We start from the raw sequence: 15,069 nt of genomic DNA, 5'->3' as shown, positions 1-15,069 counted from the left end.
ATAATTTTAAGAAAGGTGGTATGATTAAATAAAAAAAGGTGGATCTTTAATAATGGCAGTTAAGTATATCCAAATTGCAGCTGATTTAGCGAATAAAATTAAACACGAGCAATATGCAGCCGGTGATTTTTTACCAAGCGAACCGACATTATCACAGTTATATAATGTTTCACGTGAAACGATTAGGAAAGCTTTGACTGAACTGGCAGATGCCGGTTTAATTCAAAAAATACAGGGTAAAGGTTCAGTGGTTATTAATGCCGCTCGTATTGCCTTCCCAGTTTCTAATATTGAATCTTTTGACGAACTCAACAAGCAAAAACAAATGCACGCGGCAACTAAAATTATTGAGTTAAAAGATGCACGTGTGCCGTTTACCATCAGTAAACATTTATCCTTAACAGAAACTGCTGCGACTTATGTAAAACGTTTGCGCTTGATCAATCATGAACCAATAGTAGTTGACGAAGATTATATTTTAAAAAAATACGTGCCCCAAATTTCGCCGCAGCAGGCACAAAGCTCGTTATACCACTATTTTGAGCATGATTTAGGGCTTGAAATTGATTATGCCACTAAAACTATTACGGTAGAGCCAGCTAGTGCAAGTGTAATCAAGCAGTTGCAGCTTACCAATACCAATTTAGTCGTAGTAGTACGCAGCTTAACTTACTTAAAAGACACATCTTTTTTTCAGTACACTATTTCGCAACATCGGCCTGATAAATTTAAGTTTGTAGACTTTGCACACAGGAAAAACAAAAATGGGGGTCTTATTCTATGAGTTTGGCAGATAAAGTTATTTATCAAATTTATCCCAAATCGTTTTATGACAGTAATGGTGACGGTACCGGGGACTTAAGGGGGATTATTCAGAAAATTCCCTATTTAAAGAAACTAAATATTGATATGATTTGGTTCAATCCTTTTTTTGTATCTCCCCAAAATGATAATGGTTATGATATTGCCGATTATTATGGTATTGATCCGTTATTTGGCACAATGGCTGATTTTGAAGAATTAGTCGCTAAGCTTGCGCAAAACCATATTGGTGTGATGCTTGATATGGTGTTAAATCACTGCTCCACTGATCATATTTGGTTTAAAAAAGCTTTAGCCGGGGACGAATATTATCAAAAATTTTTCTACATTAGAAAGCCTAAAGCAGATGGCAGTTTGCCTAACAACTGGACATCTAAATTTGGTGGTTCCGCTTGGGCACCGTTTGGTAAAACTGGTAAATACTACCTTCATTTATATGATAAGACTCAAGCCGATCTCGACTGGCATAATCCAGCAGTTAGAACAGAACTCTTTAAAGTAGTTAATTTCTGGCGTGACAAAGGGGTTAAAGGGTTTCGCTTTGACGTGATTAACGTTATTGGCAAAGATGAACAGCTTACTGACGCGCCTAAAAACACTGCCAGCAAGTTAATGTATACGGATCAACCGGTAGTCCACCAATATCTAAAAGAATTAAATCAGAAGACTTTTGGTCAGGAACCCGATACCATTACAGTGGGTGAAATGTCATCAACGACCATTGCTAATTCTGTTGCTTACACTAAAAAAGAAAATCATGAACTTTCAATGGTTTTCACTTTTCATCATCTAAAAGTTGACTATCAAGATGGACAAAAATGGACCAAGATGACCTTTGATTTTTCTGCTTTAAAGAAGGCCCTAAATGACTGGCAAGTAGGAATGAGTCAAGGCGGCGGCTGGAATGCTCTGTTTTGGAATAATCATGACCAGCCCTGGGCTCTGAGCCGTTTTGGTGATCCCGTACATTATCGGGAAAAATCCGCTGAAATGCTGGCTACCGTAATGCACTTGTTACGCGGTACCCCTTATATTTATCAGGGCGAAGAAATCGGCATGATTAATCCTAACTACCAGAAGATAACCGATTATGTGGATGTAGAAACACTTAATGCTTATGATGACCTTAAAAAACAAGGCTTAAGTGACGCCAAAGCTCTGACAATTATTCAGGCGAAGTCACGAGATAACAGCAGAACGCCAATGCACTGGGATGATAGTGTTAATGCCGGCTTTACTACTGGTACTCCCTGGCTGAAACCTAAAGATCAAGAACAAATTAACGTGGCGGCTGAACTTGATCACGGTGAAGTTTTCCCCTATTATCAAAAGCTGATTTACTTGAGAAAACATTATCCCATTATCGCTAAGGGAAGCTATGAACCCATTGATTTGGATCACCCGCAAATTTTTGCTTATTGCAGACTTTATCAGGGACAAACCTTACTAGTAATAAATAATTTTTACGGGCAAAAAGTAACCTACGATTTACCTGGTTCTTATCAAGGACAAAAAGCGCAAACTTTAATTAGCAACTATAATAGGAATTTAAGCGCAGTACCAAAGACTTTAGCTTTACAGCCTTATGAATCGCTGGCTTTGTTAATATAGCTAAAAGAATAACTTCTTTTGCTATGAAAATCTAACATAGAAAATACTGCAGTCAAAAAATTACCATCAGAATTTAAGATGAATTGCTCATGTAGCACTATTATTAATTTGACTAAAAAAATGAGGTGACTTAAAAATACTATTTAAGTCACCTCATTTTATATATAAGTAATACGCTTCTGCTTGATACGCCAAGCAAACCTAACCAAAATAGTTGGTTTAGCTCAATCAATTTTATATCTCTTATAAATTAAAAGTATAGTCACTCTTGATTTAACAAGATACTGCCTGACGCATTCTTTTAAATGCAATATCAATATCATCTGTATCTGCCGCCTGCAGCATTTGGCTAAGATTACCTTGAAAAACACACTTTTTGTTGCCAACGAATACAATGTGCGCCTGCAAAGAGTTTAATTTAGCCAACTGGTGCAAAGTCATAATTACTTTTTTCTTTTTCTCAACAACTAAAGATTCAACTAAGTCTAAAATCAAATTTTCAATATAACTATCAATTCCACTAAGAGGTTCATCGAACAAATATAATTCCCGCTCCATTATACTAGTACAATAAACCATGACAGATTGATATTCTCCACCGGATAAAGACCTTAGTTTAGTATTTATTAATTCCTTTATGATCTCATTATAAAAACTAACTTGTGCATTAGTGACTGCAACAGTATGATCATTCATCGATTTAAAAAAATTTATTACTTGTTTTACCGTCAGTTCATCAAAGAAAGACATGTTTTGAAATTTATAAATAATATTAGACATAGAAGGAAAATCTATCATAGCTGCAGCAGGACGGTCAATAAAGCCATAAATTAGGTTAAGTAAAGTCGTTTTACCAGCACCATTACTACCAATGATCACATTTAACTGATCGCCAATAAATTTTGCGTTAAAATCGGCAAAGATTTCTTTCTTTTTATAAGAGAAGTTCAAATGCTTAATTTCCATATTGTCACCTTCCAACTATTTTTTTTCAAAAATTGTAGAAATATTTTGTTTTGCAATAAAAATCATTCCAAATAGGACATAAATTAAAATAACGAGCAATAAATTAATAAGATTTGCCCAATTTACTCTAGAAAACATCATTTGCATTATTACTTCATACCCAGTCATTAGGTATTTAACAGGCGTACATAGCAATAATAAATTTAATATTTCGTTTTTTGCTTCAAAAGCTGACACCATGAAAGAGAGCAAAATAATTAACGTAATCACAATATTGTAAGTTTGCAACCTTAATTTCACTGTAAGTAAAAAATATAAGCCCATAGTTAAAGGTAAAACAAACACAATCGCAGCTATTATTGTGGTCAACAGTAAATAGCCCAGATAAGCAAGGGACTTAAACATTAGTGTGGTGATTAAGTTAAAAAGGAATAATTCTATTATTAAAAACGTCCACTGCGATAAAAATTGACTGATCAATACTAGATACTTTGAATTGGTCACCATGTAAATAACTTTATAATAACCATAATCACGATACTCAACCATTGCCAGAATCACTGAATTTAGAGTAGTTGTTAAGGCAATATAGGCAAAATAGTATGCACTTGCGCTAATTAGTTTATCCTTACTGACAGTATAATTATTAATCAAGACCGGAGCATTAGATATAGCAAAATATATAACTGGAAAGACAATGTTAAACATTAATGCAATTTTGTTGCTAAAAGCATTAATAAGAAAAATCTTGTAGAGCGCATAAAACTTTTTTTTCATAGAAATCTCCGTGAATATTACCTAACATTTTTGAAATAGATTAAACTTATCGCCTAAAAGATGTAACCCCAATTTAGCTAAGAATCAAAACTCAGATAATTTTCATTTGAAATAGATTCTCAATCTAGCAACAATAGTCAGTTTACTATTAGCCTTCACTGTACGATAAATTATGAAAATTATATGTTATTTTACCATATTGGTCAATTAAATCTCATATTTTTATTATTTAAGGTCCTAAAAAACTTGCTAAAAAGGCCGCATAATAATATTAGGTAGTCCAACCTGGTAATGCCAATTTAATTCACCAGGACAAATTTGATAATCATACTAAAGCTGACAGTATCTTGCTTAGATAATTTAGTCACAAAAATACCCCCAAATTTGTGTTAAATTTGGGGGTCATATCAATTAGGATAAAATTTTTTCTGTGATTCCAGTGGAACCGCTAAACTATTTATACATTTAAATTTTAGGATGAATTTGTTTCAAAAAGAAAACAAAGGTAACGAAAAACTAACATGAATGTATAAAAGAAAATTACCAATTTTTAAAGCTATAATCTAAGTCGCAATCTTTTTTGAGACCTTTAGAAATTTTATTTCTTTATTAGACTCAAATTTCAATCAAACATAATTGCACCGCTTTTCGCGTCACCTTGCTATATCTCCATTTAATAATCTTCGCATTCAAAGTTTATGTTAATTTAAATTAGTATAAGCTGCTTAAACACAGTCTGGATCCACAGGGTTTTACATTCCTTATTTACAATCAGACAACTAAAAATTACCGATTAAAAGAGTAGGAATATTAGCATAAACTTCGTTATCAATCCATTGCTTCAATTGGGTAATTGATTCTTGAGCCAATTTTTTATCTGAACCCTTTAATTTATTAGCCAATTTTTCGGCAGTGACTAGCATTTTTGTCTTTTTCTCTTTAGAAGTAGTGTGGATTACTTCTGCTTCGGCTTTTATTAATGGCTTAAGCGCTTTTCTTAGACCATTTACATTGTATGTCCCGGTTAAAAAGTTAGTCCAAAACTTATATTTGCCATTTTGCGACACAATATGTACTAAGGAACCATTTTTTATTGATATAGCGCGATCTATTTTGAATAACATGTTTTTAGCAAAAATTTTTTTAGCATACTTCACACTATATTCTTTAGACAAACCATTTTTTCTTTGAAACAATCCACCATCAGCAGAAACTTCATCTTTAGTTAACTTGAAAACATAACCAGCCTTGGCTAATTTTTTAGACCATGTTTTATCAGACACACCCTGATTATTGACTATAGTATTTGTATCGCTTACGTCAGCTGCTTTAACAGGCACATAATTACTGCTTGTTGCACTAAATATCAAGCTTGCACCAAAAACAGCTAAAATTGCTGCTATACTAAGTGATCTTTTCATTTTTACCCAACCTACTTTGATTTAATACTAATAATATTTTTCCATTTAATTATCAATTTAACTGTAATCATATATTAAAATAATAATTTAATATTGAGATTATATATCTTTAATTAACTGCATTCAATAAAAAGGTAAAAATATGTTTAAAAAGCAAACTGACAATTTTTAAAGTTGCGGGTCTCAATCATTTTTCAACCAATAAATTTAATTATTATTTTTTAGGAATGTATCATAATATCAAATTAAATATAAATTTTAAGTCTTGCCATCTTGTCGTCTATCTTCATAAGAGGCTGCTACATCAGCTTTTAGCTTTTCACCAAAAAAGGACAAACGACATGCAGCCATTTGTCCTTTTAAACTGTTTATTATTTAGTTTGATAGTCATCAACTATGGTCTTAATACCCTTTTTATATACCCGCTTTTCAGTATCAATTATATCCTAATCCTTTACTCTATTTTCTTCATTCAGCCAGTAAACTCTGCCGTCATCCGTTCTGTTCAAAAAATGATTCTCAATTAGGTCTCGTCTTCTAGTAACATAGTCTGACACAAAGTGCATTAAAATTAAATTCACTTCCTGCTCAGAATATTTTTTTGTTGGTTCAAATTTAGTTGCCAAATACTTTAAAATTAACAACCGATTTTTGGCTTTACCAGGCCATACTTTAACAACACCATCAGCGTCAATATAACGCATTAATAATTCTTTATTCTCCATTTTTTTCATTCAAATTAATTATTCGATCAAACAACGACTTTTCAGTAGCAGAAATTTTATGAGCCACTTCAATTACCGCTAAATTAGGCTTTTTTAATAACGTTTTATGAATTGCAAGTGACAGTTCTGGGTCAAGCGCGCTAGTAGCTTCATCAGCGAGCAATACAGGACGTTCAGACAAAAAAGCACGTGCAATTTCAATTCTTTGGATTTGTCCTCCGGATAAATTTGCCCCCTTTTCACCAACCTGATAATCCCAGCCTTTTTCATTCACGAGTTCAGTTAGTCCCGCCGATTCAACTGCTTCAGCCAAACTTTCTGGGGAAACCTTTCGACCTAATAGAATATTAAATTTGATTGTATCATCAAAAATAAACGGCTTTTGGTTAACGTAACTGAAATTATCGTGGGCTGCGGACCAATTACCGGTGACGTCTTCATCATCAATAAAGACATGACCCGTATTAGGCTTTATTTTTCCTAACATTAAATTTAACAGCGTGGTTTTGCCCCAACCACTAGGTGCCATAAGTAAGATTTTTTCGTTCGGAGCAACTGTCAAATTAAGGTGAGTAAAAATTGCTTTACCACCCTGACTATAAGAGGCATCCTCTACTTTCAAACCAGTAAACTGACCAACTTTGGTGCTTTTAACTTTACTGGTTGAAAAAGATAAGGCTTGCTCTACCTTATCCCACATTGGTTTAGTAGACTTGATTGCATTCAATTGTTCAAAAATATTAACTATCGGGTTAATAAATTCATTAGATAGTTGCACTATCATAATTAAAGTACCAACACCAATCTGACCTTGCAGCATTAAAATGGCACCTACTAGAAATGGTAATATAAAGCTAAAAATATCCGCAAAAGCCATAATAACTTCTCCCGCAGCGGCTTGTGTGAAGTTTAAGTTCTTTAATGCTTCTTCCATTCTCTTGGCACTATTAACGACTTTAACAATAGTCGAACTTTGGGCATCGTATAAGCCGACAGTTTGCGCCCCGTTTAATCCGTCATTCACACTCTGGGTGTATGCGACGTTGTTCGTTTCCCAAACTTTTGCTTTAGCTTGAATTGTTTTGGTAAATGCTCTTTGCACTAGTCCAGGAATCAAAGTTGTTACCATAAAAATTAAAGTTAAAATCCAAGAATTGATTAAACCAACCACAACTGACAGTACAAAAGAAGCTAATTCTGCAATAATCATTAGTTCATTTGTAGTCTTAGACGTCTCAATTTGTTTCAGATCGTTGGTCATCAGACTTAAACCATCCTTTTGTGAGTCACTACGCTGTTCAATCAGATAGCTCATCGTTTTCTCTTTAAGATAAACATTAACATCTTGAATAATAGCGCATTTGATATAGCGGTATACAAAGTTGGACAGCATAATGATTAAGATGGTTGCAGCACCAATACCGGCAATTTTAATTAAATTAGTACTATTACCCTGACGGTACTGCGCTGAATTTAACATGATCTTAGTGACATACGCAATTACCACATTGCCAAATGCACTGATCATTGCTAAAAGTGTGTAGGCACCAAGTTTCCATTTAGATGCAAATTTTAACGAAGATTGCATTTTGTTACTCCTTTTTTACTATTAAAAACGATTGTAATGTTTTAAATTAAGCATATTAAAGCATGAATTATTTTTGAGATTTTTTTACTTCTCATATATGAGAAAAAAGTGCCATAATATCTTAAAAAGGACAAAAGCATCATGCAATCAGGGAATGAATTTAAACAGTTAAGAAAAATGCAGCATATTACCCTTAAAGAAGCTGCCGCAGGCATTTGTTCCATTCAAATGCTTTCCCGCTGGGAAAATAATCAAGGACACATGGATTTTAACCGCGTTCTCAAACTGTGTGAAAAGCTTAATTTATCAGCAACTGAATATATTGCACTTGCTAAACTCGACCCACAGGATCATATTGCCCAAATTTTAGAAGAGTCTTGGAGTAACCACGACAAAGACTATTTGGAAAAACTGGCTCAAGCGGCTTTAAACAAATATCAATTAAGTCAAGATCCTTTTGACTTGGACTATGCAGCAATTGCCTGCAGTTTGTATTATAAGAGTTCTCAGCACAATATTTTTCCTATCACTCAACAAAATGAGTTAAACCGCCAATTAAATAAAGTAACGGTTTGGGGGCATGAATTTCTCTCACTCTTTGCCAACATCATTCCTATTATTAGTCCCAGAATTATCTATCAGACCGCTGCTCAAATCAGCAGCAATATTTCCTTTATTAAAAAAGCGGGAGAAAACACCTTTCATTTCGGTATAGCAGCACTTTTTGAAGCCGTCATTGGCTTAATTACCAGAAATCAATTTAAACTTGCAGACCAACTACTTACACGAATAAATCAGATTGACTTGCCAGATAATGAAATGCTGCTAATCGTTGGCCGCAATTTCCTAAACGCCATTTTGACATTTCACAATACTGCCAATGATACGGTTGCTATTTCGATTATTCACTTTTTAACTAGTATGAATATGCAGACTACGGCTACTTATTTTTTAAAGATATTAAACCAGGTTAAATAATTTTAATTATAGAACTTGTTAAATAAGTCCTCGATATCAATTCTTTCAACTGAATATTGAATATCAGCGTCAACTAACTCCGTTAAAATTTGCGTTAGCTTTTCCTGCCCAATTTTTGCTAAAGGTAACAAGATCAAGTTATTGGGCAAAGTTTCGAAATCATATCCGGAAAGTATTTTTACTGCTTTAGGACTGGACTGCATTTTCAAATAACGATTATGTTGTTCTTTATTATCTAAATCTTCAATTATTTGACCGTGACCCATAAACAAAACCCTGTCTGCATACTTCTGCAAGTTGGAAAGCAAATGCGAAGCCATAATGATCAACTTATTCTCACCCTTTAGATCAAGAAGCATGTGCGAAATTAAAGCTACATTCTGGGGATCAAGACCATTCATTACTTCATCTAAAAGCATTACAGGAGAGTTAGCCGCTACTACCATCGCAAAACAAAGCCGCTGCTTCATTCCTAATGAATAAGTCTCAACCTTGTGGCCAACATAGTCTGTCATTTGCAAGTCAGTAATTATTTGCTCAACGGGCTTTTCAGAATTATGCCAAAGATCGGCGTACAAGTTAAGATGGTCCCTTCCCGACATAAAAGGAAAAAGGTCGTTTTGCTCAGGAAAGGAACAAATTTCTTGGTGCAATTTAATCGTATCTTTTTGAGTCTGATAACGCGTACCTTCATACTCAATGAAGCCTTTTTGCGGGGTCAAATTATGCAAAATGACATTAATTAAAGTTGATTTACCCGTTCCGTTAGGCGCAACCAAACCCACTATTTCTCCCTGTTTGAATTGCAAGTTTATACCATCTAAAACAACATTTTTGCCAAAAGCTAATGTAACATCTTTTAAATTTAGCATTTTAATCACCACGCCTAACTAAAGGTATACTTTTAATTTGAGTGAACAAAAATAATAATATTTCAATTGTAAGTGCCAGGTAAAGCAGGGGTTTGATACCCACAGTAAAGCTCCAGCCAGGTACATCCATTAAATAGGCCAAACTCCCCGTTGTACTATCGCCAATAGAAAAATACGTCATGGGCAGTTTTTCCAAAATTGGATAAGCAAAACCCATTCCTAGCGAAAAGTAAAGCATTTTCGCACTAATAGCAAACAAACTACTAATTATTCCAGCAACATATTCATTGCGTAAGACAATTGATAACAGAATTGTAAGCCTGATAAAAATAAAAGTGATAATGACTGCAAATATTATAAACTGCAAATAATACATACCCAATGTTTCTGTTCTGAAAGTAGATTTAAAGTTTATTTGTCCTAAATAATCAACCGTATTCAACTTTAGTGAGCCTAAGCCATACTTAGGGGCAATGCAGAAAAGAGCAATTATGCCTGCTACAACGAAATTTAGCAAAACTCCTACCTCAACGGCTCCGGTCTTCAGCCATAAAATAGTGCGCTTAGTTAAAGGAATATTTTCTAAAACAGTGTAATATTTGCGGTCATTAGTCACAATATCAGCAGTAAAGAAACATACCATCACCACTAGTAATAATACCGTCCAGCCCGAAAGAGAATTTTGCATTACTTGTAAAGCGGTTCGTTCTTCCAGAATATTTTTATTTAATGGTGTTTTTTTATCTTTATTACTCTCTAAAAGTGCGTTATACAAGTGAAGTGTCCGTTGATAGCCATAATGTCCCTCCAATATATAACTTTCATTTTTATTATATGCAGCTGGGTATAAAAAAGCCCGATTACTTTTTTCAAAAATTAAATCGTCTACGTACTTGTAGCGCATACTAGCGTAGCGAGCATAAGCATTCATATCATTTTTCTTTAAAGCACCTAGCAATTTGCGGTCGTATGCTAAAACTTTTGGATAAGTGTATACAGCATCATTTGCTCGTTTGCTAGGAAAATAATGATATCCCGGCTTGTGCGCAAGTGCGACCTCTCCGCGTGCTACTTTAAGAAAAGCTTTATTGTCAATATATTCTTTTCGAATTGGCCGAGGATTGACTTGCTCAATTACCGTATGGTTAGGTACGGAAACCAAGCCGAAATAAAGCGACAAAACTATAGTGATAATAAATAAACCGACATTTTTAGGATTAACTAGGAACGACTTTAATTGAAAAAGAAAATAACGCCATTTCATCTCAGTGTTCCTCCCTTATTGATTAAATATCTAAACCCTGCAACTGATATCAAAGACCAGATTAATAAAATAACAGCTCCCGTTACCAAATTTAAACCGGCAAAGCCCGTTTTGCTTGCTACAGTACCATTAAGAACATTGTTAACATTAAGGTACTCGGATGGCAGCCAGACAATAAACTTAGAGAGCTGATTAGACGTATAGGATAAAACATATAGCGCAATCCCAATAAATATGCTTAAATAAACATTCTTAGTTAATTGATTTAAAAATAACGTTAAACTGGTAACAAAAATGACTAATACTGCCGTATAAAGTAAAAAGTAGACACAATCCAGCCATACAGGGATTGCTCTAATTTTATTGAAATAAAAAACATTGGGGTAATTTAAACTCCGAAAACCGTTGCGAAAACCCGCGAAAAGATATGCCCCAATTAAGCCGATAAGTATGGGAACCAAGACTAAAACCAGATTAATCAGGATTTTGCCCTTCACTTCGTCTTCTACACGATACGGAATATTGCGCAAGACTGTATCATGGTCTAGTTTGATCATCCATACATCACTAGATATCAGCAAAACATAAAAGAAAATAAAAACAGCCACAAAATTTAGGATATAAATCAAATATGTTACAGATGATTTAGAATTCATCACTGCTGGTATGTGGTGGCGGTAAAGATATTTGTAAGTCACCAACCTTTGATGTAATTGATACTTTGGTGGCACATTTAAGGTACTGGCTCCCAAATAATTATTACGGTAACCCTTTAGCATGGTTTGAAATAAGCCGATTGAATTCTCTAAATAGGTTTGCGGCGCACTAAAAACCTCTCCATTTTGTAAACCGGCAATACAGGCTTCTTGATTATTTAGATTGTAATACGTCTCTTTATATTCTTTTTTATGTAATGAATTACTATCAAAATAGCTAATATTAATCTCAAGCGAATCATGGTATGACTGCCACTGTCGGTAATTATCTCCCAGATTTTGAGTTTCAACCACTAGGACAAAGAGAACCATAAATAAAACTAGTGCCACCATTAGCAATATGTTTTTCCTAGATTTCCGTGCAATATTAAAATTAGCTTTAAAATATGTTCTTTTCATAAAAAGCACCGCCTGACTTTATGAAATTAACCAGTGACTGTAAAAAAGTTATTAATAATAATATTATCATATTTTTATCAGCTTAATTACATGTATAGCATAATAATTTTTATTACACTATCACCAGAGCGCGTTTAAAAGCACTCTTTTATAAAAACCCAACACCAAAAATCATGCTAAGCAATTAGCACAAACAGGGGAAAACAAAAAGTCTAATTTCTTGCTGGTAATTATTGGTGTGTTAATCACCATGACAGTTGCTGCAATCAAATGGTTTAAAAGAAAACAGCCAGAAGAATAAAAAACAAGTTCAGAATTGAACTTGTTTTTTTAACTTAGTAAACTACTTGCCAATTAATAGTTCTGGAAAATCTCTCGCCGGGAACTAATGTAAAGGAAGATAGACTATAGTCACTTTCAGGAGCGGCTTGTGCCTCCAATGTTATACCATCATGCCTGCCGATATTTTTAGCGGCGCCCTGATGGTTAAAAGTATTCGCGCTAAAAACGACCACCGCTTGTGCATCCGTAGACATGATTAACTTCCTGTTCGTTTTGTTAGAAGACAAGACAGCTGCTGGCTTATAACCATTCAGAATAAAGGGATGATCTAACCCATTACGATTTTTTATTTGCGGTTCTGCTGTAGAATTTATGATAGCACCTAATCTCTTAGGCTTGCGAAAATCAAAGACAGTATCAGCCACCTTTGCCATTCCCGCAACAGGCATAGTTGCATCATCAACTGGTACATAATAATCAGCGTTAAGCTGTAAATTTAAGTCTTCAACATTACTCTGTGGACCATCCAGCCTGAAAAATGTGTGGTTGGTAGGGTTAAACAAAGTCGTTTTATCCGTAAAAGCAGTGATATTATAATTCAGATTATTATCATTATCTAACTGGTAAGTAGCAATAATCTTCATGTTTCCCGGATAATTATTTTCTCCATCAGGATCAAATAGAATTAACTGTACACTAGCCGTATCTTTATCACTACTTATTTTAAAATCCCATGGTTTGTTATCAAAACCTACTTCTCCACCACCATGAAGTGAATTCTGTCCGTCATTTAATTTAAATTGGGTAATTTGGTTTCCGTGTTGCCATTTACCATCCTTAATGCGACCTGCAACTCTGCCAACTGTCCCACCTAAGAAATTTCTTTCTTTAGCGTAATCTTTGGGAGTTGCAAGAGACATAATAATGTTTTCCCATTTATTATTGCCTGTGGGAATTTCCAACTTTTCTAAAGTGGCACCATAATTAAGAACTTTAGCTCTAACATCGTGATCATTAATCAAAGTTATCTCACAAAGGTCCTTGCCATTCATTCTGTCATATTTCTGTACTAAGGTTTTCATTTAAACTACCTCCTTTACTATCTAGATAGTTAAAATTAAATCATTTAATATTGATAACTGTCCATGAATTTCTAGGTAAATTAATTTCCAACTTTTTTTGTTGCAAATCTAGCTTAATACTATCATTATCATTCAAAATGACGCGACTATTATTTTCAGCAGTATTTTGCGCGTAAAAATTGTCATCATGCAGTGTTTGCGCCCTAACAATCTCCGAATATTTATGATCAGCCGGTAAAGCTATTTTATAATTAATATCTTCATCTGTTGAGCGATTGACGATAAAGATAGCTAAGGAATTATTCGCGCAATAGACACTCACTGAGTCAATGACGTCTATCGTGCCATATTTTTCATTCTTGAGTTTAGGAAAAGTAGACACTTCTGTTAACACCCGTCCGTTTTTGGTCAAAGAAGCTGTTTCAGCAAACGGATAGAAGGTGGTTTGGCGGTAAGCAGGAGCGTGTGCCGGCGCCATAATGGGTCCAATCACATTAACTAGTTGGGCAATGGATGCAGCTTTTACCCGATCAGCATGTTTCAACAAAGTGATTAAAAAATCTCCTACTACAACTGCATCAGTTACTGTATAAATATCTTCCAGCAAATGTGGTGCAACCGGCCAATTATTTAGACCTTCTGGAACTTTGCTTGGCTCTGATCCTTGATACCATACATTCCATTCATCAAAAGAAATATTAACTTGATGATTCGACCTTAACTTAGCTTTGCTGGCATCAATACAAGAAACGACCTCATCAATAAAACGATCCATATCAACAGCTGAGCCCAAAAAAGTAGCTAATTTACCGGGATCAGCGTGATAATAGGCATGACAGGAAACAAAATCAATCTCATCATAAGCATATTGCAATAAAGTATCTTCCCATTCACCAAAGGTTGCCATCCCGTGATTAGAAGACCCACAACCGATAAGTTCCAAATGAGGGTCCATTTGTCTCATACCCGCAGCCACTCTTGCCACTTTTTTGGCATATTCAACTTGATCTAAATGACCGAGCTGCCACTTACCGTCCATCTCATTTCCTAAACAAAATAAACGAATATTAAAGGGCTTTGGGGCACCATTTTTTATTCTCTGGTCTGCTAAAGCAGTACCGCTGGGAATATTGGCATACTCTAAAAAGTCGAGTGCACTTTGTAAACCGCGCGTACCCATATTTAACGCGGCCATAAGTTCTAAATTGCCTGCCTTTTGTAGCCATCTTTCCATTTCATGCAAGCCAAATTGATTAGTTTCTGTAGAATGCCAAGCTAAATCTAGTCGTCGTGGGCGCTTATCCTTTGGTCCTACGCCATCTTCCCACTTATAGCCAGAAACAAAATTTCCTCCCGGCCACCTAACAGTCGTTATCCCCAGTTCTTTTACCAGCTCTATAACATCTGTCCTAAAGCCTTCTTCATCAGCATATTCTGAATCTGGATCATAAAGTCCGCCATAGACACCTCTACCAAGCTGTTCTATCAAAGTACCAAACACTCTTGGCTTAACTTTGCCTACAATCGCGTTATCATCAATCTTCGAACTAGCTTCCAACATCTTTT

General features: G+C 34.8%; 13 protein-coding genes and 1 pseudogene. 4 read left to right on the top strand and 10 right to left on the bottom strand.

What is annotated here, in order from left to right:
• Window positions 1-52: 52 nt before the first annotated feature.
• Window positions 53-784 carry a trehalose operon repressor gene (treR, locus tag DLD54_RS00240; protein ID WP_109917837.1) on the top strand — a complete coding sequence of 244 codons (732 nt, stop codon included), beginning with the start codon at window positions 53-55 and terminating at the stop codon, window positions 782-784.
• On the top strand, window positions 781-2,433 hold the full coding sequence (gene treC, locus DLD54_RS00235; protein WP_109917836.1) for an alpha,alpha-phosphotrehalase: 1,653 nt from the start codon (window positions 781-783) through the stop codon (window positions 2,431-2,433). Before treR ends, treC begins: the two co-directional genes overlap by 4 nt.
• A gap of 273 nt (window positions 2,434-2,706) precedes the next feature.
• Here the strand turns inward: treC and DLD54_RS00230 are convergent, their stop codons facing one another.
• The 5 genes from DLD54_RS00230 to DLD54_RS00210 all read right to left on the bottom strand — a co-directional run bounded on the left by DLD54_RS00230 (window position 2,707) and on the right by DLD54_RS00210 (window position 7,910).
• Complete coding sequence (locus DLD54_RS00230; RefSeq protein WP_109917835.1) at window positions 2,707-3,399, bottom strand: ATP-binding cassette domain-containing protein; 693 nt, start codon at window positions 3,397-3,399, stop codon at window positions 2,707-2,709.
• A 15-nt stretch (window positions 3,400-3,414) separates the two neighbouring features.
• A complete protein-coding gene (locus DLD54_RS00225) occupies window positions 3,415-4,176 on the bottom strand; it encodes a hypothetical protein (RefSeq protein ID WP_046326505.1) in 762 nt (253 codons plus the stop codon).
• A 779-nt stretch (window positions 4,177-4,955) separates the two neighbouring features.
• Window positions 4,956-5,597, bottom strand: coding sequence for a hypothetical protein (locus DLD54_RS00220; RefSeq protein WP_109917834.1), 642 nt, complete (start codon window positions 5,595-5,597; stop codon window positions 4,956-4,958).
• Window positions 5,598-6,043: 446 nt separating this feature from the next.
• Window positions 6,044-6,322 (bottom strand): DUF2087 domain-containing protein, encoded by a 279-nt coding sequence (locus tag DLD54_RS00215; RefSeq protein ID WP_162542251.1) that lies wholly within the window; start codon window positions 6,320-6,322, stop codon window positions 6,044-6,046.
• Window positions 6,312-7,910 carry an ATP-binding cassette domain-containing protein gene (locus tag DLD54_RS00210; RefSeq protein ID WP_109917832.1) on the bottom strand — a complete coding sequence of 533 codons (1,599 nt, stop codon included), beginning with the start codon at window positions 7,908-7,910 and terminating at the stop codon, window positions 6,312-6,314. Before DLD54_RS00210 ends, DLD54_RS00215 begins: the two co-directional genes overlap by 11 nt.
• A gap of 141 nt (window positions 7,911-8,051) precedes the next feature.
• Here DLD54_RS00210 and DLD54_RS00205 point away from each other — a divergent pair, with 141 nt between their 5' ends.
• Window positions 8,052-8,888: a helix-turn-helix domain-containing protein gene (locus DLD54_RS00205; protein WP_109917831.1), complete on the top strand. Its 837-nt coding sequence runs from the start codon at window positions 8,052-8,054 to the stop codon at window positions 8,886-8,888.
• Between the two features lie 2 nt (window positions 8,889-8,890).
• On the opposite strand, the gene DLD54_RS00200 is transcribed toward DLD54_RS00205, so the two are convergent.
• Genes DLD54_RS00200 through DLD54_RS00190 form a run of 3 tightly spaced genes read right to left on the bottom strand, consistent with a single transcriptional unit; the run spans window position 8,891 to window position 12,139 of the window.
• Window positions 8,891-9,760 carry an ABC transporter ATP-binding protein gene (locus tag DLD54_RS00200; RefSeq protein WP_109917830.1) on the bottom strand — a complete coding sequence of 290 codons (870 nt, stop codon included), beginning with the start codon at window positions 9,758-9,760 and terminating at the stop codon, window positions 8,891-8,893.
• A gap of 1 nt (window position 9,761) precedes the next feature.
• Window positions 9,762-11,024: a tellurium resistance protein TerC gene (locus tag DLD54_RS00195; RefSeq protein WP_109917829.1), complete on the bottom strand. Its 1,263-nt coding sequence runs from the start codon at window positions 11,022-11,024 to the stop codon at window positions 9,762-9,764.
• Window positions 11,021-12,139 (bottom strand): ABC transporter permease subunit, encoded by a 1,119-nt coding sequence (locus DLD54_RS00190; RefSeq protein WP_109917828.1) that lies wholly within the window; start codon window positions 12,137-12,139, stop codon window positions 11,021-11,023. Before DLD54_RS00190 ends, DLD54_RS00195 begins: the two co-directional genes overlap by 4 nt.
• Before the next feature lie 193 nt (window positions 12,140-12,332).
• On the opposite strand from DLD54_RS00190, the pseudogene DLD54_RS08960 reads away from it, so the two are divergent.
• Window positions 12,333-12,440 (top strand): annotated as a pseudogene (locus tag DLD54_RS08960) (LPXTG cell wall anchor domain-containing protein); the annotation flags it as partial.
• A gap of 34 nt (window positions 12,441-12,474) precedes the next feature.
• Here the strand turns inward: DLD54_RS08960 and DLD54_RS00180 are convergent.
• Together DLD54_RS00180 and DLD54_RS00175 are read right to left on the bottom strand one after the other, a co-directional pair.
• On the bottom strand, window positions 12,475-13,503 hold the full coding sequence (locus DLD54_RS00180) for an aldose epimerase family protein (RefSeq protein ID WP_109917826.1): 1,029 nt from the start codon (window positions 13,501-13,503) through the stop codon (window positions 12,475-12,477).
• Between the two features lie 40 nt (window positions 13,504-13,543).
• Window positions 13,544-15,064, bottom strand: coding sequence for an alpha-N-arabinofuranosidase (locus tag DLD54_RS00175; RefSeq protein ID WP_109917825.1), 1,521 nt, complete (start codon window positions 15,062-15,064; stop codon window positions 13,544-13,546).
• Window positions 15,065-15,069 lie beyond the last annotated feature (5 nt).

Origin of the sequence: Lactobacillus helsingborgensis (assembly GCF_003173695.1) — a bacterium.
Classification (GTDB): domain Bacteria; phylum Bacillota; class Bacilli; order Lactobacillales; family Lactobacillaceae; genus Lactobacillus; species Lactobacillus helsingborgensis.
This window is presented reverse-complemented; position numbering and strand designations above follow the sequence as displayed.

What these genes read in the sequence shown, in the direction of transcription:
- DLD54_RS00195 (WP_109917829.1), bottom strand. Translation starts at nt 11,024, where the DNA reads ATGAAATGGCGTTATTTTCTTTTTCAATTAAAGTCGTTCCTAGTTAAT.
- DLD54_RS00225 (WP_046326505.1), bottom strand. Translation starts at nt 4,176, where the DNA reads ATGAAAAAAAAGTTTTATGCGCTCTACAAGATTTTTCTTATTAATGCT.
- DLD54_RS00220 (WP_109917834.1), bottom strand. Translation starts at nt 5,597, where the DNA reads ATGAAAAGATCACTTAGTATAGCAGCAATTTTAGCTGTTTTTGGTGCA.
- DLD54_RS00190 (WP_109917828.1), bottom strand. Translation starts at nt 12,139, where the DNA reads ATGAAAAGAACATATTTTAAAGCTAATTTTAATATTGCACGGAAATCT.
- DLD54_RS00205 (WP_109917831.1), top strand. Translation starts at nt 8,052, where the DNA reads ATGCAATCAGGGAATGAATTTAAACAGTTAAGAAAAATGCAGCATATT.
- DLD54_RS00210 (WP_109917832.1), bottom strand. Translation starts at nt 7,910, where the DNA reads ATGCAATCTTCGTTAAAATTTGCATCTAAATGGAAACTTGGTGCCTAC.
- treC (WP_109917836.1), top strand. Translation starts at nt 781, where the DNA reads ATGAGTTTGGCAGATAAAGTTATTTATCAAATTTATCCCAAATCGTTT.
- DLD54_RS00200 (WP_109917830.1), bottom strand. Translation starts at nt 9,760, where the DNA reads ATGCTAAATTTAAAAGATGTTACATTAGCTTTTGGCAAAAATGTTGTT.
- DLD54_RS00230 (WP_109917835.1), bottom strand. Translation starts at nt 3,399, where the DNA reads ATGGAAATTAAGCATTTGAACTTCTCTTATAAAAAGAAAGAAATCTTT.
- DLD54_RS00180 (WP_109917826.1), bottom strand. Translation starts at nt 13,503, where the DNA reads ATGAAAACCTTAGTACAGAAATATGACAGAATGAATGGCAAGGACCTT.
- DLD54_RS00175 (WP_109917825.1), bottom strand. Translation starts at nt 15,064, where the DNA reads ATGTTGGAAGCTAGTTCGAAGATTGATGATAACGCGATTGTAGGCAAA.
- treR (WP_109917837.1), top strand. Translation starts at nt 53, where the DNA reads ATGGCAGTTAAGTATATCCAAATTGCAGCTGATTTAGCGAATAAAATT.
- DLD54_RS00215 (WP_162542251.1), bottom strand. Translation starts at nt 6,322, where the DNA reads ATGGAGAATAAAGAATTATTAATGCGTTATATTGACGCTGATGGTGTT.